This is a genomic window from Pseudomonadota bacterium, from assembly GCA_039028155.1.
Lineage (GTDB): Bacteria > Pseudomonadota > Alphaproteobacteria > SP197 > SP197 > JANQGO01.
Map to the genome: position 1 here is coordinate 1 of JBCCIS010000001.1, position 22,443 is coordinate 22,443.

The following is a 22,443-nucleotide window of genomic DNA, read 5'->3' on the forward strand; positions in this document are numbered from 1 at the left end:
AGCGCACGATCGGAATGCTGGCATAGATAACGATCGCCGCGATCGCCGCGACATCGCCGACCTTGAACAGCATGATCACGGTGTGGCGCTCGCGTTTCATCCAGCTGGTCTGCGACACCTTCCAGACCTTCCCGTCCTTCATCTACCTGATCCCCGTGATCATGCTGTTCAAGGTCGGCGACGTCGCCGCCATTGCGGCGATCGTCATCTATGCCAGCATCCCGATCGTGCGCTACACGACGTTTGGTCTGAGGAACGTTCCGTCGGAAACCATCGAGGCCGCCATCGTGTCGGGCTGCACACCGTTCCAAATCCTGTGGAAGGTGCGCATGCCGCTGGCGATCCCGGAGATCATGCTGGGCATCAACCAGACGATCATGTTCTCGCTCTTCATGGTCATCATCGCCGCCTTCATCGGTACGACGGACTTAGGCCAGGAGATCTTCCGTGCGCTGACCTTCGCCGATGCCGGCAAGGGCATCGTGCTCGGGCTGTGTGTCGCCTTCATGGGTCTGGCGGTTGACCGCCTGATCACCGAGTGGTCGGCAAACCGCAAGAAGCAGCTGGGTATCGCCTAGCGCGTAGCCAGTCCCAGCCGAGCTAGCGACGAACCCGGCTAGATATCCAGGAACGGATTGAGCATCCGTCCGACCGGGCCGGTCAGGCGCAGCGGCGCGTCGGTCACCGCTAGGCAGATGCAGTCTTCGCCCTCGTCCGCAATCGGCCGATGTTCGACAGAGGCGTCGCATTCGGCGACGTCGCCGCGCACGAAATGTCCGGTCTCATCGCTGAAGCCGCCGGCAAGCACCAAGGTCAGCTCGGTACCCTCGTGGGTATGCGACGGCATCGCGGTGCCGGGCTTGATCCGCATCAGTCGGGTGTGAAAACCCTCGGCTTCCGTCAGCAGCTCAACCTTCTGCAATCCCCGGAACGACTTCCAATCGAGCTGTTCGATGTCGCCGTTCAAATAGTCACGCAGCGGGCGCGGCACGCGGATGTCGATATCGCCGTCGGTTTCAGGCGCGGCCTGCGGCGCATCGTCTTCGGGTTCGTCAAGACGCGCGAGAATGCGGTCGATGCCGCCTTCGTCCAGGGGTGCGGCGTCCTGCTGTTCAAGCATAACGCCGCCCAGGGCTTCCATACGCTTCACTTCGGCGCGGCAGCGCGGGCATAGCGCCAGGTGGGTTGCAATGACCAGGGCTAGCGGCTCGTCCAACGAGCCAGCCGCATAGGCCATGAGAAGATCGTCGCCAGGATGATGTTTCGGGTTCATGCGGGGGTCTCCAGCGCGTGACGCAGTTTAGCCATAGCCAAGCGCAAACGCGACTTTACGGTACCAAGGGGCAGCTCTAGCTCTTCAGCGATCATGCTGTGCGATTTGTCCTCGAAATAGGCCATGCGCAGCAGTCGTTCTTGCTCTTCCGGCAATTCGGCGACAGCAGCGTGCAACAGACGGCCCTGCTCCGCCAAGTCCACCACGTCATCTGCAGCCCGTGCCGGTTCGGGCAGCAGCGCCGGATCTTCTGGGTCAATCTCTGGCCGACGTGTCCTTCTAAGGCTATCGATGCGACGGTTACGCGCGATCGTAAACACCCAGGTGCTGACCGCCGCCTTGCTGCGGTCATATTGTTCGGCACGCCGCCAGACCGTCAGCATGACCTCCTGGGTGACGTCTTCGGCCGATTCCTTGTCGGCGCCCTGCCGCATCAAAAACGCCTTCACCCGCGGTCCCAACTGCCGGTAGAGCTCAACAAAAGCAGTCCGGTCGCGGCGCACGGCGATTGCGTGCATAAGTTCTTCGGGCGTCGGCTGAACCTCGGCCTCAGCGGTCGGCAACGGACGTTTTTCCTTCATCAGCACCGTTCCCAGCACCAATGTCGCCTTTCGCGCGGGCAAAGCTGCCGCTGACTCAACCGCAAGTGCACTTTGCACAGTTTTCCTCCCACATTTACAGGCCTACCTACGCTGCCAGTCAGCCAGCGGATCACCGGTCAATGAGCCTGGACGCAAGTTCGGTCAATACGGGTAACTGACTGGCGGACACGGGCTGATCCGGCATCCCGGGGATGGCGTATACGCAACCGAACAAACCATTGCGGAACGCCCGGCGCCTTCGAGATCAAGAAGGTCCGGTTGCTGGGCCCAAAATCGGCCCGAGGAACGACTCTTCATGAAGATTGCGGTTATCGGTGGCGGTATCGCCGGCCTCAGCGCGGCCTGGCTTTTGTGCCGCCGGCACGACGTCAGCCTCTATGAGGGCGCCGGGCGGCTTGGCGGCCACGCCAATACGGTCGATGTCGCACTCCATGGCGAGACAGTCCCGGTCGACGCCGGCTTCATTGTCTATAACGAGCACAACTATCCGCATCTGACCCGCCTGTTCGATGCACTCGATGTGGCAACGGTGGCCAGTAACATGTCGTTCGCCATCTCGTTGAATGGCGGCAGGTTCGAATACGCCGGCAGCAGCCGAGGGCTCTTCGCGCAGCCAAGTAACGTCCTGCGCCCCACATTCTGGCAACTGGTACGCGATCTCCTTCGGTTCTACCGGAGCGCGCCCAGCTTCGCCGCCCGCCACGATCTCGACGCCATGACGCTTGGCGACCTGCTTCGTCAGGGCGGCTATTCAGATCTCCTGGCGCGCCGCCACATCCTGCCGATGGCGGCCGCCATCTGGTCGTCCAAGCTCACCGACATCCTGGACTTTCCGGCCCGCACCTTTGTGCAGTTCTTCGAAAACCACGGCCTGTTCAGTCTGGGCGAGAGGCCGCAATGGCGCAGCGTCCTGGGCGGAAGCCGCAACTATGTGGACGCGCTCGCCGCGCCGTTCCGCGACAACGTTCACCTGGCGACACCGGTCACCGCGCTGCGGCGCACACCGGCCGGTGTTTTCGTGCGTGACAATACCGGTCACGAACAGCGTTTTGACGAGGTTGTCGTCGCGGCCCATGCGAACCAGGCGCTCGCCATGCTCGGCGACGGCGCCAGTGACGCGGAACGCCGGATCCTCGGCGCCTTCCGATATCAAGAAAACGACGCCGTCATGCACAGCGATACTGCTTTGATGCCGCGCCGCCGCCGCGCCTGGTCAAGCTGGAACTATATGAGCGACGGCTGTCTCGATGATCTCGACCAGGTGTCGGTCAGCTATTGGATGAACCGATTGCAACGGCTGCCAACGAACCACGACGTGTTCGTTACGCTTAACCCGGAGCGCCAACCGTCGCGCGATCTGACCCATGCCGCGTTCACATATCATCACCCGCAATTCGACAAGGCGGCGCTCGACGCGCAGCACGAACTGCCGACCATCCAGGGTTACGATCGCATCTGGTTCTGCGGCAGCTATTGCGGTTATGGTTTTCACGAGGACGGCCTTCAGGCCGGCATTGCGGTCGCCGAGGCGTTCGGCGTGACGCCGCCCTGGGCCAACGACGTGACACCCATGAGCCCTGCCTGGCGAGCCGTCATGCCCGCGACACCGGCGATGGCCGCGGAATAGCAGAGCGATGGCAGCTGTCGTCACCAAGAAGAAAGAACCGTCCTGCCTTTACTTCGGGCGTGTCATGCACAAGCGGCTGATACCGTTCCGCCACCGCTTGGACTTTCGCATCTTCTCGCTGTTTATCGACCTCGATGCCCTGCCCCGCTTGTCCCGGCGCCTGCGTCTCTTCTCGCACAACCGGTGGAACATCTTCAGCTTCATGGACAGGGATCACGGGCCGCGCGACGGCAGCGCGCTTAGACCATGGCTCGATACGCAACTTAACGACGCCGGCATTGATCTCGACGGCGGGCCGGTGCGCCTTCTGTGTTTCCCGCGCATACTTGGCTACGTCTTCAATCCGCTGACGATCTGGTTTTGCCATCACAGCAGCGGGCGATTGAAGGCCGTTCTTTACGAAGTCTCCAACACGTTTGGCGAACGGCACAGCTATCTGATCCCCGTCGACGCCGGTCATACGGTGGGCAAGACGGTTCGCCAGTCATGCGCCAAACGGTTTTATGTCTCACCGTTCATCACCATGAACGCGACCTATCACTTTCGCCTGACCGAGCCGGGTGAACGTCTGTCTGTCCTGATCCGGCAGTGGACCGATGACGGCGAATTGCTGCTCGCCGCCCAGACCGGCACATGCGTGACCCTGCGTGACCGTTCGCTCATCCGTGCCTTTATCAGTTATCCGCTGATGACGCTGAAGGTTATCGCCGCCATCCACTGGCATGCCTTCCGCCTGTGGCGCAAGGGCGCGGTCGTGGAACCCCGTCCCGACGCGCCGGCCGATGCCGTTACCCATGTCGTGCCGCGGTTCGGCCAGGCCGCGGAATGAGATAGAAGACAATCATGGCAACCCAAATCGACTACGGCACCAACACCGGTAGCGGCCTCGCTGAGCGTGTGGTGCTCGCCATGGCCGAACGTATCGAAGCCGGGGAACTGGTCATCACCCTGCCCTATGGCGTCGATCGGCTGTTCAAAGGCCCAAAGCCTGGTCCGACCGCGGCCTTGCAGATTGACCATCCCCGTGCCTATCGCCGCCTGCTGTTCGGCGGCACGATGGGTTTCGCCGAAGCCTACATGGACGGCGATGTCGACACGCCGGACCTCGCGGCACTTGTCGACCTCATGATCAAGAACCAGGCCGCCTTGCTCGGCGCTCTCGACAAACAGCGCTGGACGCGCGTGCTGAAGCGCGTGGCGCACAAACTGCGGCCGAACTCGCGGCGTGGCGCACGGCGCAACATTGCCCATCATTATGATCTCGGTAACGACTTCTACGCCCAATGGCTCGATCGTTCGATGACCTACTCATCGGCGATGTTCGATCACCCCGACCAATCGATCGCGGACGCCCAGGACAACAAGTACCGCAACATCGCACGCCTTGCGCGGATTGGCACCGACGATAGTGTGTTGGAAATCGGCTGTGGCTGGGGCGGATTCTGCAGCTGGGCAGCGCGCAACATAGGTTGTCGGGTTACCGCGATTACCATTTCACCGGCCCAGTATGCCTTTGCCGCCGAACGCCTGCACAACGAGGGGCTGAACGACAAGGTCGACCTGCGCTTGCAGGATTATCGCGACACCGACGGCACCTATGACGGTATCGTCTCGATCGAGATGGTCGAAGCGGTTGGCGAAACCTATTGGCCGGCGTATTTCCAAACGCTGCGCAACCGGCTGCGCCCCGGCGGTCGTGCGGCGCTGCAGTCGATTACTATCGATGAAGCGTATTTCGAGTCCTATCGGCGCAGCGTCGACTTCATCCAGCAGTACATCTTTCCCGGCGGCATGCTGCCTTCCCCAACGCGGCTTCACGCCGAGGCCGAGCAAGCCGGCCTGACGCGCGTGGAGACAGAGAGGTTTGGTCCCGACTACGCTCGAACGCTGGCGTATTGGCGGCGTGCATTCGACACCGCCTGGCCACAGATCCAAACGCTTGGTTTCGACGAACGGTTCCGGCGCATGTGGCAGTACTATCTGATCTACTGCGAGGCAGGCTTCAACATCGGACGGATCGACGTGCTGCAGACCGCCCTGTCGCGCGACTGAGGCTCACGAACCAGTAGCCTGTGAGAGCCCTAACCCGATGAGTGATCGTCTAACAGGTGCGACCCGTATGACTTCATATGCTGTGCTGGAAACAACGCCGACGTCTTTGCCGGTCCTTCGCCCAATGAACAACAAGAACAACACCGCACACTGGCCGCCACTTCTGATTGAAGAGTACTTTGCCGGCCGGACAACAGCGTGGGGGTTGTTTCGCGACCGCTTTGGCGTCGTGCGCCGGCAATTCAACGTCTCCATCGACGGTACGTGGGATGATGAGACGCTGACGCTGGTTGAGGATTTCGTCTACGACGACGGTGAAAAAGAGCGGCGGATCTGGACGATCGAGAAGATCGGCGATGGCACCTATAGCGGCCGCGCCGACGGCGTAATCGGCGCGGCAAGCGGTCGCGCACACGCCAATACGCTAAACTGGCGTTATCGCTTCGCGCTCAATGTGGGAACGCGAACCTGGCACGTTACCTTTGACGACTGGCTGTTTCTGCAATCCGATGGCGTGTTGATCAACCGCGCCGACGTTACAAAGTTTGGCTTCAGACTGGGCGAGGTTGTGCTGGTCTTCGTCAAGCAGGCGGCTGACCTGTCGACCGCTGGTGACGGCGCCGAAGCGATGGAAACAATCGTCAATCCTTCAGGGCAAGGCGGCGGCGTATCATGCCTATGACGTGTCGCAGGACCGGCAGGCGTCCGTAAAACTGGCTGCCTGAATCCCAGTGATCGAGATGTTGGGTAACGCGGTCTGTGTCGTCAAAGTGCACTTCGCTCATGCCATCGATTGTCCAGGGTGCGCCCGTCTTCTTTGAGCGGAACGAAAACGTCCAGCGCAGATAGACCGTGCGGTGCGAGATCGCCCGGTCGGTAATGACGAACGCGGGTTCGCGCGTATCCTCGAACATCCGTCCAAGCGCGGCGCGAAAGCTGGCGACCCCCACAACATCGTTGAAGGGGTCGCGAAACCGCACATTGGGATGGCAGAGCATATCGAGACATTGAAGCGTCTCCGGCTTCAACGTCTCGAAGAAACTGCAATAGGCGGCAACCGCTTCTTCCAGCTTTGTTTCGTCGATCACGTCGCACGCACCAAGCGTCGCGTCACCGCAAAGGCGAGCCGCGGCGGTAACATGTCGAGAAGCTTCAACAAGCAAGCCAGCCGGCGGGGGAAGATGATCTCGAAACGGGTGGAGCGAAGCCCCCGATAGAACGCTTCGGCGGCCTTGTCAGGCTCCATCAGAAACGGCATCGGGAAGGTGTTCTTGTCAGTCAACGGCGTGCGCACGAAACCAGGATTAACGATCTGCATATGGACACCGTAGCCGTCCAGTTCCGGCTTCAAGGACTGCGCGAGATTGATCAGGCCCGCCTTGGTCATGCCATAGGCCGCGGCGCTGGGCAGGCCATGATAACCGGCGACCGACGCAACGATGGCGATCGAACCGCCGTGGCGCGCGATCATCTGGGGTAACACCGCCTCCAGACAATGGACAGTGCCCATCAAGTTGAGATCGATGAGCGTTCGAAACGTCCCGGCATCTAAGGATGCGGCCGCAACCGGTTCATGTGTGCCGGCGTTCAGGACCGCCTGATCGATCTGACCGAAGTCACGCTCGATCGACGCGACGGTCGCCGCCACGGCGGCGCGATCCGTGACGTCGAGCGGATAGGCATGGATGTCACCCTTCAACCCCGCCGACTGGTCCACCACCTCAGCCAGCGCGGCGGCGCGGCGTGCGGACACAGCGACGTGCCAGCCGTCCTCCGCCATGCGCCGCGCCAGAGCCGCGCCCAGACCCGAACTGGCGCCTGTGATCCAGGCGCATGGTTGTCCCGTTTGTTCAACCGTCATGATCGCCGTTTACGTCGTGGTTGCACCGTTGGATCGGCCATGGCGGCAGGCCGCGTCAGGATGCCGCTTTCTTGTCGCGGTGATAGGTCAGCGCCGATGCAATGCACGACGCCACCATCGCGCTCGGCAGGGCATCGTTCTTGTCGAAGACGATGGCGCGATTGCCCTCGAACGTCAGATCATCGCCAAACTGGGCGCGGAACGTTTCAATCAGGCTGGTATTGCAGTTGAAGTAGAGGGCGTAGCGCGTCGGTGAAGCCTTCTTCCAGCCGATCCGGATCGTGCTACCGCTTTTCGATGCCTCGGTCAGATAGGCCGGCTCGCCCCATTTCAGTGTCTCCGTCAATGGCCCAACGCCATCCATGGCGTCAGCCGTCTCGAAGATAAGATCGCGCAGGGCCAACATGCGCAGACGCAAGGCCGTCGGCGCCGCGTCAAAGGCGGCGCAGACAGATTGTTCGATTTGAGGTGCCATGGCCATCGCGACGTCGCTCGTTCGGCGTCGTCACCCTAGAGCAGATCCTGTTTTGATGGAATCGCTTCGCGATGACATCAAGACAGGTGAAACTGCTCTACGCATAGATAGAGAACGGATTCACATGATCAGGTGGAACCGTCAAACGGTTCCCAGTAATCATGATCCGCTCTCGCACAGGTGCAGGCTGCGCACCCCCTTGGGCCACATCCAAGGGGGTGCGCGCCATTAGAGCCTGATGTCAGCGGCGATCACGTCCGCGCTTGATCACAAAGGCGACGAGAGCCGCCAGGCCGATGGCGGCAGCGATCAGGGGCAACGCTTCGATGACGGCATCGCCAAAGTGCCAATGGGGTGCGCCCGCCGCATCGTGGGCGTGGGCGGAGAGGGCGAACAGGCCCGGCAGAACCGTAGCCAGGGAGGCGGCGATCGAACGGGTGAAAAGCGTCATCGAGTTCTTCCTTTCTGGGGTTGGTGGGTTGGCGTTAGTCGGACATCACGCGGTCGCGGTGGCCGATCTTGCCCTCGACGACCATGGTGCCGAGGGTATCCAGGATCACGCGGCAGGCGAGCTGCGCGGTGTTGTCGTTGACGTCGTAGGGTGGCGAGACCTCGACCACCTCCATGCCGCACAGACCTTCGCGCGCGATCAGGCGGACCATCTCAAGCGCCTCACGCGGCATAAAGCCGCCGGGTTCCGGCGTGCCGGTGCCCGGCGCGAAACCGGGATCGATGGAGTCGATATCGAACGAGAGATAGACCGCCTTGGCGTCTTTCCAGGCAAGCTCCAAGGCCATCTCGGCAGCCTTCTTGGTACCGAGCTCTTCGACATCGGTCATGGTCATGACGCTGGTGCCGCGCTCGTTGGCGACTTCCGAGCCGCGGCGCGAGCCATACCAGCCGCCGATGCCGATCTGAACCAGGTTCTTCGGCGGACAGTTGGCAAGTCCGACATCGTGCATGTGGGTATGAGCGTGGTGCGAAGAGCTCCTGTCGACGCTCTCATGGCCGTGGGATGTCCAGTACCAGGGTGTCGTGTGCATGCGCTCGTCCATATCCATGTCGGCCATGTCGATGTGACGGTCGAAATGGATGATGCCGACATTGCCGTCGATATGAGGCGCGATGCCGCGCACGTTCGGATAGCCCAGCGAATGGTCACCGCCGACCAGGATCGGAAAGGCGCCCGACGTATAGACATGGGAAACCGCGAGGCTCACCTGATCGAACGTCTTCTCGATATTGCCGGGGATGACGAAGATGTCGCCGGCATCGCACATGTCGAGCTCTTCGGGCAGGTCGACACCGCCGTCGACCGAATAACCGTCATAGACCGCCGAGATGCGCCGGACCGCCTGGGGCCCGAAGCGCGTCCCCGGGCGATAGGTCGTGCCGGTATCGAAGGGCACGCCGACAAAGGCCGCCTCATAGTCGCCGACCTTCTTGATGTCCTCGCAGTAAGTCGACTTCATGAAGGTATTGATCCCGGCAAAGGCCGGCAGGTGGCCGCGGCTGAACAGCGAGATCGTCCGGTCGTGGATCGAGTCCGCGGCCTCCAGCCCCAGTTCCAGGGTCCTGGCGATCTCTTCTTCTTGTTTGGTCTGGGAGATCTTGCCCAAACGCTTCAGGTTCCGGTTGCCGCGCAACTCCCCCGACTTCGGATCAGGCATGTTTCTCCCCCGTGACGTTTTTTGCCTTGCCCCCGCACGCTAGTGGCTGGCGGCGCCCGCATCAATCGCCATATGGTCGATGCCATACATTGAAGGTGGATGACGTAGCGTGCGGCGTTTACGTCGACTAGGTTCTCGGGAACAGGCGCAGCAGCGAATTACGGGGGGCACCATGGGCGCGAGACGTATCATCCGGAACGCCTGTGTCATCTCCGTCGACCCGGAGATCGGCACCCAGCGAGACGCCGACATCCTGATCGACGATGACCACATTGCCGCGATCGAGACCGAGCTGGATGTCGAAGATGCCGAGCCAATCGATGCCAGCGGCATGATCGCCATGCCGGGCCTGGTTTGTTGCCACCGGCATCTTTGGATGACACTGCTGCGCGGCTTTATCTCCGACGGCACGTGGTCGAGCTATCTGGTCGAGACGTTCTGGGGCCGCCGGCCGCTCTACCGGCCAGAAGACAGCCACATCGCAGCCTATGCCGGCGCGCTGGACGCCATCGATGCCGGCGTCACCACGGTCTTGGACTTCCACGATTGCAGCGTCCGCGAAAGCCTTGCCGATGCCAGTCTGGACGCCCTCGAGAAGAGCGGCCTGCGCGCGGTCTTCGCCTATGGTCTTGAAGGGCCGCCCGATTTGGAGGGCACCGCCGGTGCCGAGTCGCTGTCGCCCACGCTGCCCTGGCATCGCGACGAGGCGCTGCGCCTGCGCAACGGCCGCCTGTCCAGCGACGACGGCCTCATCACCATGGGCATGACCGCCCGCAATCTGGAGTTCCTGCCCTTTGCCTGTGCGGAGCACGATCTGGGGCTCGCCCGCGAGCTTGGCGTGCGCACGGTGACCACCCATGCGGGATCCGGTGCGCTGGGCAAGGGCGCGACCCTTGTCGATAACCTGCGGGACCATGACCTTCTGGGACCGGACATTCTGTTTTCCCACGGTCAGAGCTTCACCGACGAGGAGCTCGATACGTTGGCGGCCACGGGCGTCAAGATCGTGGTGTCAGTCGAAAGCGAGCTTGGCCAGGGCGCCGACCCCGTCACGTGGCGCGCCCTTCAGCATGGCGTGTCGGTGAGCCTGGGCGCCGATTCGGTCGGTAGTCTGGCGGGCGACATGTTTCGCCACATGCAGATGACGCTCAAAGTCGGGCGCGGCTCCAGGGCGCGGCTGTTAGATGAGCAGGGCATCGCGCCGACGGATGTGGCGCTCACGAGCCGCGACATGCTGGAGATCGCCACCATGGGCGGCGCTCGGTCGCTGCGCCTGGATGACAGGATCGGCAGCCTGACGCCCGGCAAGCAGGCCGACATCATCCTGCTGTCGCGCGAGCGGGTCGGCATGATGTCCGGCGCCGAGCCCGAACAGATCGCCGTCCTGCAGGCCAATGGTCGCGACGTCGATACGGTGCTCATCGCCGGGCGGGTGCTGAAACGCCATGGCGTCTTGCTGGATGCCGACCTCAAGGCTGTTGCGCGCAGTCTCGAGGCCTCGCGCGCCTATCTTGACGAGTCCTACGGGCACCTCGACACCGGCGGTTTGTGGGATACCTACAACACCAAGGTCGCTGCGGCGTCTTAAGGCCCTTGCCGGTCTATCAGCCGACCTGAACCGGAACAGCGAGTGCGCGCTCGATCAGGGCGCGGGCCTCGCCCTCGCCTTCCTGGAGCGAGCGGCCGAAGGCGAGCAGATCTTCGTCGGCCCAGGACGGCGCGACGATCTGAACGCAGAACGGCATACCGTCCCTGCCGATCCCGACCGGCACGACCAGGACCGGTGATGCCGTCAACGAGAACGGCGTCGTGTAGGCTATCGCCCGCCAAAAGTATGCTTCGTCGAATGTCTCGCCGTGATGCGGCGCGACCGTCGGCGATGCCGGACAGACCAGAAAGTCATAGGTCTCGAACAGCCGGTTGACCGTCAGACGGAAGGCCTCCCAGCGGCTCATCAGGACAATGAAATCGCCGGCCGGTCGCTCGTCCAGCTTGCCGACGCTTTCGAGCCAGAACGCCATGGAAGGCGACATGGCATCGAGACCGGTCGCGGCCTCGACCGCCTGGCGCAGCAGGTGGCCGGCATCGGCGCTGAACAGGCTATAGGCGATGTCGCCGCCTTCGGCGAACAGGGCATGAAGATCCGGCATTTCGACGTGGTATTTGGGCCCGAGCGCGGCGCCAAAGGCCTCGATCGCCTCGACGATCTCCGGCTCTGGCGGCGCTACCGGACTGCCGCTTACCAAGGCGATCCTGGCACCGTCCGCGCGCGGAGCGCCTTGACGGCCAGTGACCCCGTCAGTTTTGGGATCGTCCGGGTCGGCGCCGCCGATGACCTGAAACACCAGTTCCAGATCCCGGACGCTGCGCGCAAGCGGGGCGATGCGGCACATCTGTCCCTTCATGCCGGAACAGCCGAACAGGTAGCCGGCCGCCGACACGCGGCCCAGCGAAGGACGATGGGCGACGAGGCCGCAGCAATTGGCGGTGTTGCGGCTGCCGCCGCCGAAATCGCTGCCGATAACGAAAGGAAGGGCGCCGGCCTTGACCAGCGCCGCGCCGCCGCCGGTGCTGCCGCCCGGCGACCGGGCGAGGTCGATAGGGTTGTTCGTGCGTCCGTAGATCAGGTTATCGGTCTCGATCGAGGTGCCGAGCTCCGGCGTGTTGGTCAGACCCAGAAGGACACCGCCAGCCGCGTCCAGCCGATTGACGACGGTGGCGCTGCAGGCGGAGACGTGATCGGCATGGCCCATGGTGCCGAAGGTCGTAACCCAGCCCTCGACTTCCAGGCAGTCCTTGACCGCATAGGGTAGCCCCCAGAAAGGTCCAGAGGAGGGCGCCTGGTCTCGATCCGCCGCAATGCCGCGAGACCAATCGGGCCGTTGCTGCACCATGCCGTTGATCGCCGGCTCGACCGCATCGAGACGGTCGATATGGGCGGCAACGACCTCCCGGCTACTCGCCTCGTCGCGCGCGAGAAGCTCGCCGAGGGCGACGAGGTCGAGGTCACACAGGTTCACTGGGTCCTCCGGGAAACCGCATGGTCAAGGTCGGCTCGTAAGGCGTCCATCCTGCCACCTGCGGCGACCACCTGTCTTGTTCCGCAGGTTCCAAGGCAACAGATCAGTACGGTCCCATCAGAAATATATGCAAGCGGCATCATTCTAATCGTTGCTCTTCAGCATAAGAACGCAACGCGCCGCAGCACGATACGAAGCCACTGCGATCAGGCAGCAAAATAGCTTCTTGCGGCTCGCGTCAAATGCTGTATAGTACGTTTAATACGTACTATACAAATGCACACTAGGATGAGTGACACTCAGGTTCGATATCAGCTTTCGGTCAGGGATACGGCCGCGCAACTGGGGATTAGCGAGGGCGCTGTAAGACAGCGTATACGCCGCGGATCTCTTGAGGCACGGCGAAAAGGACGTCGCGTTCTGGTACTCCTGACGGAAGCCGACGTGGCGGCGGAGGGCTATCAGGAAGGCGACGACCTCGACCATACTGTACGTATTATACAAAATGTCGATGAAGCACCATCACCCAACCCGAACACTACGGTGAGCCGCACGGAACTCGATCAGGCCAACGCCGCCTATGACGACTTGGCCGAAGCTTGGGCGCGCGACCTGCGCCGCCAACTCGAACGCTTGGAAGGCGAGGTCGAGCGGTTGCTGAAAGAACTCAGCGAAACGCGAGAACGCCATGCCGAGGAGATGCGCCGCAAGGACATCTTGCTCCAGGGTAACCAGGAAGCGCTGATGACATCGATCGCGCGGATCGCCGGACCCGCCGCCCAGACGCCGCCGGAATCCGAATAGCCGCGCTTGCGCCGGGGGCCACCGCGCGCCAAGCTCGCACCATGAGCGGCTACATAGAGACCTATCGCGGCATGGTGACCGCCTGGAACTGCGACCACCAGGGCCACATGAACACGGTGCAGTACTACGCCATGTTTGATCAGGCGGGCTGGCACATGCTGACCCGCGCCGGTTACAACAACGAGCGTCTGCGCGCCGACAAGCGCGGATTTGTCGACGTGCGCGCGGATCTCGCCTTTATCGACGAGATGATCGTCAACGATCCCGTGGTGATCGAAAGCGGCGTGCGCAAAATCGGCAACTCGTCGCTAACCTATCACTCGCGCATGTATCGCGGTGATGGCGGCAATCCTGTCGCCACGGCGACCACGACCACCGTCCACTTCGATCTGGAAGCGCGGGCCAAAACGCCCATTCCAGACGATATCCGATCTTGTTTTGAGGCGCTGCTGGTCGATGAGGGCTGAGAGCCAGAGCCGTTTGACGCGATCTGCTCTAAGCGGCTCGTGAAGCCTCCTGCTTGGCACGCACGCCAGCATAGGTGGCGACGCCATAGGGCACGCAATAGGTCAGGCACAGCTTGAACCAATTGATGGGATCGCCTTCGACCATGATGTCGCCCTGATTGATGACGACCAGCATGGTGCCGACCACGAACCCGACCTTCAGCGACCGCGCGACGATCTCGCGCGACCGGGCAATCGCGAAAAAGGACGTCTGGTCGTCGGCTCTCAGTAAAGCGAGTCCAGCGGGATGGAGTAGTTCACCGTCAGCGTCTCCATGCCCGGATTGCGATCATAGATGCTGGCATTCGAGATATGGGTGAATTCAATACCCAGCCTGGAGCGGTCATCAAAGCGCCAGTCCAGCGCGACGGCCGAACGGAACTCAACGACCCCGCCCAGATCCTTACCGCTGCCCTCTTCATAGGCGCCGACGGCAAAGCTGGGACGGAAAACCACCCGTTTGCCGAAGAAGAAGTCCACGTAAACGCCGCCATAGCCGTAGAGCGAGCCATCGGTCGTCACGAAACCACCCACCATGGGGGTCAAGATCAGGTCTTTGAAGTCCGACCGATACTCGACGCCGAACATGGCCGCTGTGTAATCGTCAAAGATGTCGGACGCACCGCCATAGACCGCCAGGAAAGGTGGGTCGTCCTCAGCATCGGCGGGCCCGGCCCATACCGCTGCCATCGCGAGCGCACAAACGGCCGCCAAAAACCGCATTCCCCTACCCCTTCGTGACGTTGCCCCCGTCGAGCGCGCAAATTCCCCCGAAAACCCTTATCACCCCGGGCGAACGCGCTCTAGCGGGCGCATCCTACAGATAAGGGCGTAGGCGTCAAAGCCCCAAGGACGTATAGAATAGCGGTCATGGAACAGGTGTTGGTGAGCAGCCTGGTTGGGATTTTCGTCCTTTTCGCCGCCTCCCAGGGATTGGCGCAGGTCGATCCGCGTCTTCACGAAGGTCCGACGGCGATCGTCGTCGAGGTGGTCGACGGCGATACCGTGATACTGGATGACGGCAGCCAGGTGCGCCTGGTCAACATTCAAACGCCGAAACTGGCGCTGGGCCGCGAAGACTTCGAGGAGCAGCCCCTGGCGCACGAAGCCAAGGCAGCGCTGGAAGAGGCGGTCCTCAACCGCCAGGTGACACTCGCCTTCGACCAGACCCAGATGGACCGCCACGGCCGCTGGCTCGCCCATCTCTACCGCGACGACGGCCTGTGGCTTCAGGGCCATATGGTCGATATCGCCCTGGCGCGCGTCTACAGCTTCCCCGACAACCGCATCATGGCGTCCGAGCTCCTGGCGCGCGAAGCGGACGCCAGAGCGCTCGACGCCGGTATCTGGGCCCTGTCGTTCTATGCGGTGCGTGAAGCCGGCGATCCCGACGCGGTGCCGGTCGATAGCTATGAACTGGTCGAAGGGCACGTTGTCGACGCCGCAGAGGTCAACGGGCGGGTCTTTCTGAACTTCGGCGACGACTGGAAGTCCGATGTGACGGCCACCGTGTCACCGGAAGATGCCCGGCTGTTCGACACCGAGACGATTGACCTGGCTTCGCTCGCTGGGCAAAGAATCCGGGTGCGCGGATGGGTCAACTGGCACAACGGGCCGTCGATCAGTGTCAGCCATCCCGAACAGATCGAGGTTTTGGAATGACATTGCTGAAACACTGCCGCCTGACACTTGCGGCCGGCATCCTGGCCGTCGCCGGCGCGCTTGCCGCCTGCACCACGAACCCGGCGACGGGCCAACAGCAGTTCACCTTGATGTCGCCGTCCGACGAGGTTCGGGTCGGCCAGCAGGAGCACCCCAAGATCCTGAACGAGTTCGGCGTCTACCAGGAGATGCCGCAGCTAAACGCTTATGTCGCGACGCTGGGTGGGCGCCTGCACAGCGTTTCGGAGCTGTCCCAGCAGTCGTTCACGTTCACCCTGCTGGACAGCGACATGGTAAACGCCTTCGCGCTGCCCGGCGGTTATGTCTACATCACCCGCGGCCTGATGGCGCTGGCCAACAGCGAGGCTGAGCTGGCGGGAGTCGTCGGTCATGAGATCGGCCATGTCACGGCGCGCCACTCCGCCCAGCGCGTTACCCAGCAGACCCTCGCCGGTCTCGGCGCTGTGGCGCTGGGTGCCGTCGTGGGTGACCCGCAATTGACCGAAATGGCGGGCCTGGGCGCGCTCGCCTGGGTCCAGGGCTATAGCCGCGCCCATGAGTTCGAGGCCGACCAACTGGGCATCCGCTATATGAGTCGGGCCGGTTATGATCCGATCGCCATGTCGACCTTCCTGAACAGCCTGGGCGAGAACAGCAATCTGTCGCGCCAGCTCATGTTCCAGGACGGCGAGGCGCAGATCGACTGGTTCTCGACCCACCCGCGCACGCCCGACCGTGTTGCCGCGGCGGCCCAGGCGGTCAGTGGCAGCGGCGGCGGTAACTGGGTCAACGGGCGTGACGAGTATCTAAGACGCCTTGACGGCATGATCTTCGGCGACAGCCCGGAACAGGGTTTCATCCGCGGACGCACCTTCTCACACCCGATCATGCGCATGACCTTTGTCGTGCCGGAAGGTTTCCGCATGCTGAACTCGCCCGATGCCGTGCTTGCGCTCAACAAGGACGGCGCGTTCGTGCGTTTCGACGGCGCCCAGGCCCAGCAGAACGTGCCCATGACCACCTATCTAACCCAGCAATGGGCGCGTGGGCGCGAGGTCAACGACCTCGAAAAGATCGATATGGACGGCATGGAAGCCGCGACCGGCTGGCTGCAGGTCCAGGGCAACAGCGGCCCGATCACTCTGCGGCTGGTCGCGCTTCGCTGGGACGCCACCACCGTCTACCGCTTCATGATCGTCAGTCCGGCGCAGTACGCCGCGGCCCTGGAAATGCCCATGCGGCGCATGCTGGGCAGCTTCCGGCGCCTGTCCCAGGCCGAGGCGGCGGCGCTTAGGCCCCTTCGTCTAAGCGTCGTCGAAGTGCGCAGCGGCGACACCATCGACAGCCTCGCCCAGCGCATGGCCTTCGACGACTTCCGGCGCGAGCGCTTCATGGTTCTGAACGGCATCACGTCGAACAGCCAGCTTCAGCCGGGCATGCTGGTCAAGATTGTCACCGAAAGCTGAGCGCAGAAAACCCAGAGCGGATCGCGATTAGTCAGAGCCACTGAGTGGCTCTTATCTAATCGCGTGAATCCGCTCTCGATCAAATGGTTAGAGCGGCTTCACGCACTCTATCTGGATCGCAGGCGATTCAGATAGGATGCGAACTGCTCTAAGCCGACGCACGCTCCAACATGGCGTGCAGCAGGACGTTGCAACCGGCCTCAAGATCGTCCTTGGTCGCGTTCTCGGACTCGTTATGGCTGATGCCGCCCTCGCACGGTACGAAGATCATGGCGGTCGGCGCGACCCGGCTGACATAGACGGCGTCGTGGCCGGCGCCTGAGACCATGTCCATGTGGTCATAGCCCAGCAGGCGGGCCGCGCCGCGGACCGCGTCGACGCAGCCCGTGTCGAAGGCGACCGGCGGCGACACCCAGATTTCCTCGACGACGATGGTCACACCGCGTTCGACCGCGATCGCTTCGGCGGTCGCGCGCATGTCCCGGTCGAGACCCGCGAACGCCTCGGCATCGGGGTGGCGGATGTCGACCGACATCAGGACTTCGCCGGCAATCGTGTTGCGCGTGTGCTCGGGGTTGCAGTGGTTGATCTTGACCGTGGTACGGCCATGGGGGCCGGCGGCGCGCGCGTTGGCGTCGAGCCTTGTGATCAGCTCCGCGCTCGCCACCAGCGCGTCCTTGCGCATGGTCATCGGCGTCGGGCCGGCGTGCGCCTCCATGCCCCGCACAGCGACATCGTACCAGCGGATGCCCTGGACGCCGGTGACGACACCGACCGGCCTCTTCTCCGCCTCCAGGATAGGGCCCTGCTCGATATGGGCCTCGAAGTGGTGGCCCAGCGCATGACCGCCCGGATCCTCGGGCCCAAGGTAGCCGATGCGCTCGAGCTCGCCGCCCATGGTGTTGCCGTCGGCGTCCTCCTGGGCATGGGCATAGTCGAGCGCGAACTCGCCGGCGAAGACGCCGGAGCCGATCATGGCGGGCGCGAACCGCGCGCCCTCCTCGTTGGTCCAGCAGATCACCTCCATCGGTGCCTCTGTCTCGATACCGGCGTCGTTCAGGCAGCGCACGACTTCAAGGCCCGCCAGCACGCCATAAACGCCGTCAAACTTCCCACCGGTCGGCTGGGTGTCCAGGTGGCTGCCGGTCGAGACCGGCTTGGCGCCGCCATTGCGGCCAGGACGGCGGGCAAAGATGTTGCCCATCTTGTCGACGGTGCAAGACATGCCCGCCTCCTCGCACCATCGCACAAAGAGGTCGCGGCCTTCCTTGTCATCATCGGAAAGCGCCAGCCGGCAGTTGCCGCCCTTTTCTGTCGCGGCAATCTTCGCCATTTCCATGATGCTCGCCCACAGGCGGTCAGCATTGATGGCGAGGCCTTCGTTGGTCTTGGCGTTCATGGCGTCTACCCTTTCGTTGTTTTTTGCCGTCGGGTCATCCTGATGATGAGAAGGCTGGCTGCAACCACCAAAACCGCGCCCAGTACCGTCCAGCCGGTCGGCACATGGTCATAGAGCAACCAGTCGAGAAGGGCCGAAAACACGACAGCCGAATAACCGAACGGCGCCAGAACGTAGGCCGGGGCGAAGTTGTAGGCGAACACCAGGCTGGTCGTGGAGGCCAAAAGACACACCCCGCTTAAGGCGATATGGATGAGGGTCTCGATTGGCACGGGCTGCCACTGCATGGCCGCGGGCACGGCCATCAGGACAGAGCCGGTGATGAAGATGTAGGTGGTCGTCCTTAGAAGCGGTTCGCCGACCTCGTCGATGCGGCGCGACAAGATGCTTTGGAAGGCGAACAAAACGCCGGCGCCTATGGCGAAAAGATAGCCGGATTCGAACGTCGTGTAGCTGGGATGAAGCACCAGCGCCATGCCGACGAAACCGAGGATGATGCCGATCCAAAGTTTGTTCGGCATCGTCTGGTTCCAGAACAGCATAAGAAGAACCGGAATCCAGAGCGGTGCGGCGTCGCGCAGGAGAACCGTGTCGACCAGCGAAATGGTTTGCAGCGCCACGAACAGCGACACGACCTGGATCACGCCGATCACCGACCGGACAATCAGCAGGCCAGTATGCTGGGAAACCAGGAAACGTCGCCCCCGCGCAAGCGCGAACGGCACCACGATCACCGCGCATAGAGTAAGGCTGCCGAATGAGATAAGGAACTCGCCGGCATGACGCGACGCCAGTTGGACAAACAGACCGGCAGACGCAAAGCAGCAGCCGGCGAAGGTGACCAGCAGCGCACCGTAGAGGGTGTTTTCACGGGTTACCGCCACGGTGGACTACCTCTCAAACGCGAAAGCGTCGGCGAAACAGGAGAGCGGATCGCGAGTGATTCAGATGGAGTGCGATCTGCTCTAGGCCTCTACCTGCTCAACGACGGTGGCGTCGCGGTCGAGGCAGACCGCGAACAGCGGGCCGCCACCACCGCAGCCGGCATCAAGCGTCATCGTGTGATCGCCCAGCATGACGCCGCCGCCATCGGGATCGAAGCCGCGCACAACCATGCGGAAACCGCCAAACGGTTCTTGGATGGCGGCGAAACCGCCGGGGTTCCACCAGAAGGCGTCGCGCTGAGTCTCCAACGGACGCGTCGGGTCGAGCCCGGCATGGACGAACAGGATGGAGCCTTCCTCGGTGACCGCCGCGCGGCGAAGCTGGGTCATCAGTTCGCCATGGCCGGGATGGCTGCGCTGGACATCGCGCAGAGCGGTAGTCCATCGGGTCAGGGCCGCGGCGCCGGCGCGCGCCGCCGTCATTCCCGTCTCAGGGTCGACGCCATAGGCGGCGACTGTCTCGGCGACTCCGCGCTGCATCATCCAGTTCAACACTTCGTGTGGACTCAGCGCCAACTGGAGCTGCAGCAGCTTTTGCCACATCTCCTCCTGGGCGCCGCGCAGGAAGACGATGTCCTGGGGCATCATGCCGGGCACCGCCATGACCTCGCGCCGGAATGTAATCAGTTCGTCCAGCGTTTCACGGATAGCGGCGCCGTACCCCAGGTAGTTCCCAAGGTAGACCAGGCGGTCGCGCGGCTGGAAATGGCGAGCGATCTGGTGGTGCAGGCGCGCCAGCCGCTCGGCCTCGCCATGAATGGCGGGCACGGCCCAGACCCGGTTCCAGCCGGTCAGTGTTCCAAATTTTGTACGGTCCAGCATGAAACGCCATCGCCCCGCCGGCTACTGATGACGGGGCGACAGCGTAACCGGGAGATCAAGCGGCTTCGAGAACCTTTTCGATCTTCGTCGTCGCCTGGTCGGGCTCGACGCCCTCGACCGCCGCAAGCTCGCGCGACAAACGATCAAGCGCGGCTTCATAAAGCTGGCGTTCGCTATAGGACTGGTCGGCCTGGCCGACACGGGTGTGCAGATCGCGCACGACTTCGGCGATCGACACGGGATCGCCGGAGTTGATCTTGGCTTCGTACTCCTGGGCCCGCCGACTCCACATGGTGCGGCGCACGCGGGCGCGGCCCTTCAGGGTCGTCAACGCGCTCTTCATGACGTCCTTTGTCGACAGCTTGCGCATGCCGGACGTCGCGATTTTGTGGACGGGAACGCGCAGGACCATCTTCTCCTGCTCGAAGTTCACGACCACCATGTTGAGCTTGGCTTCGCCGATGGTCTGCTCCTCAAGAGACTGAACGAGCCCGACTCCGTGAGTCGGATAGACCACGTAATCACCAACGCTTAGTTTGATGTCCTGGGATGGCATATGTTTCTCACCTGTTCACGCAATGGTTTTGTTATGCACCGGTCGCTTTTCGCGAACTCGTCGTTGCGCGAACCTCCCGAGTTCGCGCCCGATCAACCGTCTGAACGCTCGATATCCTACTGCTGGCGCCAACCGCGCCACACAGATACGGGCCAGCCCTGAAGCTGACCCGTCCATTCGCGCTCCGATCGCTTAATCAGACATTTAGAATAGCACAAAATGTCGCCATTCGGAAGCTGGCGGCAACAAAACCTAATAATTTCCGATACTTAATGCCGAACTGGCTGTGCTCTCGGCCCTTATGGTGTAGAGCAGGCTAGAGCGACTCGACATCGCTCAACCGCCCGGATTCGGGCTGAAATGCTCCTTTTTGTCCTTCACATCGCGCCATGCGTCGGAGTCGGGCATCGGATCCTGTTGGCGGGTGATATTCGGCCATTCCTCGGCATACTTGCGATTCAGCTCCAGCCAGTCGGCCAGGCCGTCATCGGTATCCGGCTTGATCGCGTCGATTGGGCATTCCGGCTCGCACACGCCACAGTCGATACATTCATCAGGGTGAATGACCAACATGTTCTCGCCCTCGTAAAAACAATCGACGGGGCAGACCTCGACACAGTCAGTTAGTTTGCACTTGATGCATGCTTCGACGACAACATAGGTCATCGGCACCTCCACAAAGAACACAAGGCCGGCGGCAACAAGCGGCTAGCGCTATCTAGGCAATTGGCGCACGAGGTCAAGCGGGTTCCGCATCGAGAGCGGCTTGCGCACGCCTTTTTGCGATCGCGCGATCGCGGTCCGTGACGTGCAGCAACGCAGCGATGCGGCGCGCCAACGAGTCCTCATAGGCATCCAGCGTGCCGTCGACCAGCAGGACCTGCCACAGCATCTGCATCAGGCCAATGCGCTCCTCGGCGTCGAACTGGTTCTTGATCACTCTGGTGAAACGCTCGTAATCCGCCGCGTTCTCCGCGATCGGGCGCGCCTGCTCGACCAGATCGGCGGCGCGCGCTTCCGAAAGGTCAAAACGGTCGGCGATCAAGGCCTGGACTTCGCTGATCTCTTCGTCCGCGGCAAATCCGTCGACCAGTGCCGCTTCGACCAGAATCACCGCCGCGGCATGCCGCAGTTCCTCTTCGGGATCCGCCGGCTCGCCAGCACCTGCCTCTTCCAGCCCAAATAATGCTCGTACGCGGCCTATCATGGCGCGGGTTATGTCAGAGCGGCCGCGCCCTTTCAACCACAGGCTTGCTAAGGGTTTCTGGTGACAGTCAGTCTGATTGACAGCGCCGATTAAGCGCGAGCGCGAGACGACCTAGCGACCGTCGACGCGTCGCTTCAGCGCTTCGATCGCGCGGCGCTCCTGTTTTGTCGGCCGCCCGGCGCCACGTTCGCGACGGCCCGCAGGTGCGGAACGTTCATCGGGCGTCGGCGGTGTCGGCGGCGCCAGGTCCTCATAGAGTTCGCGGGCCTCGGGCGCCGGGCCGCGTCGTTCGCCCAGGGTGACGACGCGTATGACGCGGATATCGCGACCGTGGGGAAAGGTCAGCACATCGCCCGGCTTGACGGAACCATGGGTTTTCACCACCCGCTCGCTGTTGACGCGAATACGTCCGGCCGCCACCGCGCGCGATGCCAGCGTGCGGCTCTTGAAGAAGCGTGCGTACCAAAGCCATTTGTCGATGCGGATGGTGTCCATGC

General features: G+C 62.6%; 27 protein-coding genes. 10 read left to right on the forward strand and 17 right to left on the reverse strand.

Annotated features, from left to right (window positions below):
• Nucleotides 1–41 precede the first annotated feature (41 nt).
• Entirely contained in the window at nucleotides 42–578 is a 537-nt protein-coding gene (locus tag AAF563_00005; protein MEM7119621.1) for an ABC transporter permease subunit, read from the forward strand.
• 38 nt (nucleotides 579–616) lie between these two features.
• On the opposite strand, the gene AAF563_00010 is transcribed toward AAF563_00005, so the two are convergent.
• Together AAF563_00010 and AAF563_00015 are read right to left on the reverse strand one after the other, a co-directional pair.
• Entirely contained in the window at nucleotides 617–1,273 is a 657-nt protein-coding gene (locus AAF563_00010) for a ChrR family anti-sigma-E factor (protein MEM7119622.1), read from the reverse strand.
• Entirely contained in the window at nucleotides 1,270–1,872 is a 603-nt protein-coding gene (locus tag AAF563_00015; protein ID MEM7119623.1) for a sigma-70 family RNA polymerase sigma factor, read from the reverse strand. Before AAF563_00015 ends, AAF563_00010 begins: the two co-directional genes overlap by 4 nt.
• A 298-nt stretch (nucleotides 1,873–2,170) precedes the next feature.
• On the opposite strand from AAF563_00015, the gene AAF563_00020 reads away from it, so the two are divergent.
• The 4 genes from AAF563_00020 (at nucleotide 2,171) to AAF563_00035 (ending at nucleotide 6,236) form a co-directional block, all read left to right on the forward strand.
• Nucleotides 2,171–3,502, forward strand: a complete 1,332-nt coding sequence (locus AAF563_00020; GenBank protein MEM7119624.1) for an FAD-dependent oxidoreductase — start codon at nucleotides 2,171–2,173, stop codon at nucleotides 3,500–3,502.
• A gap of 7 nt (nucleotides 3,503–3,509) precedes the next feature.
• Nucleotides 3,510–4,331, forward strand: a complete 822-nt coding sequence (locus tag AAF563_00025) for a DUF1365 domain-containing protein (GenBank protein ID MEM7119625.1) — start codon at nucleotides 3,510–3,512, stop codon at nucleotides 4,329–4,331.
• Nucleotides 4,332–4,345: 14 nt separating this feature from the next.
• Entirely contained in the window at nucleotides 4,346–5,554 is a 1,209-nt protein-coding gene (locus AAF563_00030; GenBank protein ID MEM7119626.1) for a cyclopropane-fatty-acyl-phospholipid synthase family protein, read from the forward strand.
• 67 nt (nucleotides 5,555–5,621) lie between these two features.
• On the forward strand, nucleotides 5,622–6,236 hold the full coding sequence (locus AAF563_00035; protein MEM7119627.1) for a DUF3833 domain-containing protein: 615 nt from the start codon (nucleotides 5,622–5,624) through the stop codon (nucleotides 6,234–6,236).
• Here AAF563_00035 and AAF563_00040 read toward each other — a convergent pair.
• From AAF563_00040 to AAF563_00060, 5 genes are all read right to left on the reverse strand, one after another.
• Nucleotides 6,196–6,642, reverse strand: a complete 447-nt coding sequence (locus AAF563_00040; GenBank protein ID MEM7119628.1) for a nuclear transport factor 2 family protein — start codon at nucleotides 6,640–6,642, stop codon at nucleotides 6,196–6,198. The genes AAF563_00035 and AAF563_00040 overlap by 41 nt on opposite strands.
• Nucleotides 6,639–7,415, reverse strand: coding sequence for an SDR family NAD(P)-dependent oxidoreductase (locus tag AAF563_00045; GenBank protein ID MEM7119629.1), 777 nt, complete (start codon nucleotides 7,413–7,415; stop codon nucleotides 6,639–6,641). The genes AAF563_00040 and AAF563_00045 overlap by 4 nt, the downstream gene beginning before the upstream one ends.
• Nucleotides 7,416–7,470: 55 nt before the next feature.
• Nucleotides 7,471–7,890, reverse strand: coding sequence for a DUF1801 domain-containing protein (locus tag AAF563_00050; protein ID MEM7119630.1), 420 nt, complete (start codon nucleotides 7,888–7,890; stop codon nucleotides 7,471–7,473).
• Nucleotides 7,891–8,131: 241 nt separating this feature from the next.
• Nucleotides 8,132–8,341, reverse strand: coding sequence for a hypothetical protein (locus AAF563_00055; GenBank protein MEM7119631.1), 210 nt, complete (start codon nucleotides 8,339–8,341; stop codon nucleotides 8,132–8,134).
• A 34-nt stretch (nucleotides 8,342–8,375) separates the two neighbouring features.
• The gene (locus AAF563_00060) at nucleotides 8,376–9,560 is read right to left on the reverse strand and encodes an agmatinase family protein (protein ID MEM7119632.1); all 1,185 of its coding nucleotides are present in this window, start codon (nucleotides 9,558–9,560) and stop codon (nucleotides 8,376–8,378) included.
• Nucleotides 9,561–9,732: 172 nt separating this feature from the next.
• Between AAF563_00060 and AAF563_00065 the strand changes: the two genes are divergently transcribed.
• On the forward strand, nucleotides 9,733–11,148 hold the full coding sequence (locus AAF563_00065; GenBank protein MEM7119633.1) for an amidohydrolase family protein: 1,416 nt from the start codon (nucleotides 9,733–9,735) through the stop codon (nucleotides 11,146–11,148).
• A 16-nt stretch (nucleotides 11,149–11,164) separates the two neighbouring features.
• Here AAF563_00065 and AAF563_00070 read toward each other — a convergent pair whose 3' ends face one another.
• Nucleotides 11,165–12,580, reverse strand: coding sequence for an amidase (locus tag AAF563_00070; protein MEM7119634.1), 1,416 nt, complete (start codon nucleotides 12,578–12,580; stop codon nucleotides 11,165–11,167).
• Nucleotides 12,581–13,024: 444 nt separating this feature from the next.
• Between AAF563_00070 and AAF563_00075 the strand changes: the two genes are divergently transcribed.
• Nucleotides 13,025–13,384, forward strand: a complete 360-nt coding sequence (locus tag AAF563_00075) for a hypothetical protein (protein MEM7119635.1) — start codon at nucleotides 13,025–13,027, stop codon at nucleotides 13,382–13,384.
• A 41-nt stretch (nucleotides 13,385–13,425) separates the two neighbouring features.
• Nucleotides 13,426–13,851, forward strand: coding sequence for an acyl-CoA thioesterase (locus tag AAF563_00080; protein MEM7119636.1), 426 nt, complete (start codon nucleotides 13,426–13,428; stop codon nucleotides 13,849–13,851).
• Nucleotides 13,852–13,879: 28 nt separating this feature from the next.
• Here AAF563_00080 and nrtS read toward each other — a convergent pair whose 3' ends face one another.
• Together nrtS and AAF563_00090 are read right to left on the reverse strand one after the other, a co-directional pair.
• Nucleotides 13,880–14,119, reverse strand: coding sequence for a nitrate/nitrite transporter NrtS (gene nrtS, locus AAF563_00085; protein MEM7119637.1), 240 nt, complete (start codon nucleotides 14,117–14,119; stop codon nucleotides 13,880–13,882).
• A complete protein-coding gene (locus AAF563_00090; protein MEM7119638.1) occupies nucleotides 14,116–14,613 on the reverse strand; it encodes an acyloxyacyl hydrolase in 498 nt (165 codons plus the stop codon). The genes nrtS and AAF563_00090 overlap by 4 nt, the downstream gene beginning before the upstream one ends.
• Before the next feature lie 147 nt (nucleotides 14,614–14,760).
• Between AAF563_00090 and AAF563_00095 the strand changes: the two genes are divergently transcribed.
• Both AAF563_00095 and AAF563_00100 read left to right on the forward strand, forming a co-directional pair.
• Nucleotides 14,761–15,552, forward strand: coding sequence for a thermonuclease family protein (locus tag AAF563_00095; GenBank protein MEM7119639.1), 792 nt, complete (start codon nucleotides 14,761–14,763; stop codon nucleotides 15,550–15,552).
• Nucleotides 15,549–17,018: a M48 family metalloprotease gene (locus AAF563_00100; protein MEM7119640.1), complete on the forward strand. Its 1,470-nt coding sequence runs from the start codon at nucleotides 15,549–15,551 to the stop codon at nucleotides 17,016–17,018. Before AAF563_00095 ends, AAF563_00100 begins: the two co-directional genes overlap by 4 nt.
• A 148-nt stretch (nucleotides 17,019–17,166) precedes the next feature.
• Here AAF563_00100 and AAF563_00105 read toward each other — a convergent pair whose 3' ends face one another.
• From AAF563_00105 to AAF563_00135, 7 genes are all read right to left on the reverse strand, one after another.
• Nucleotides 17,167–18,417 (reverse strand): Zn-dependent hydrolase, encoded by a 1,251-nt coding sequence (locus AAF563_00105; GenBank protein ID MEM7119641.1) that lies wholly within the window; start codon nucleotides 18,415–18,417, stop codon nucleotides 17,167–17,169.
• Between the two features lie 5 nt (nucleotides 18,418–18,422).
• Nucleotides 18,423–19,301, reverse strand: a complete 879-nt coding sequence (locus AAF563_00110) for a DMT family transporter (protein ID MEM7119642.1) — start codon at nucleotides 19,299–19,301, stop codon at nucleotides 18,423–18,425.
• An 81-nt stretch (nucleotides 19,302–19,382) separates the two neighbouring features.
• Nucleotides 19,383–20,183, reverse strand: coding sequence for a hypothetical protein (locus tag AAF563_00115; protein MEM7119643.1), 801 nt, complete (start codon nucleotides 20,181–20,183; stop codon nucleotides 19,383–19,385).
• Between the two features lie 55 nt (nucleotides 20,184–20,238).
• Nucleotides 20,239–20,739 (reverse strand): CarD family transcriptional regulator, encoded by a 501-nt coding sequence (locus AAF563_00120; protein MEM7119644.1) that lies wholly within the window; start codon nucleotides 20,737–20,739, stop codon nucleotides 20,239–20,241.
• A gap of 336 nt (nucleotides 20,740–21,075) precedes the next feature.
• A complete protein-coding gene (fdxA, locus tag AAF563_00125) occupies nucleotides 21,076–21,405 on the reverse strand; it encodes a ferredoxin FdxA (protein MEM7119645.1) in 330 nt (109 codons plus the stop codon).
• Nucleotides 21,406–21,478: 73 nt separating this feature from the next.
• Complete coding sequence (locus tag AAF563_00130) at nucleotides 21,479–21,946, reverse strand: TerB family tellurite resistance protein (GenBank protein MEM7119646.1); 468 nt, start codon at nucleotides 21,944–21,946, stop codon at nucleotides 21,479–21,481.
• Between the two features lie 111 nt (nucleotides 21,947–22,057).
• Nucleotides 22,058–22,441, reverse strand: coding sequence for an RNA-binding S4 domain-containing protein (locus tag AAF563_00135; protein ID MEM7119647.1), 384 nt, complete (start codon nucleotides 22,439–22,441; stop codon nucleotides 22,058–22,060).
• Nucleotides 22,442–22,443: the final 2 nt, after the last annotated feature.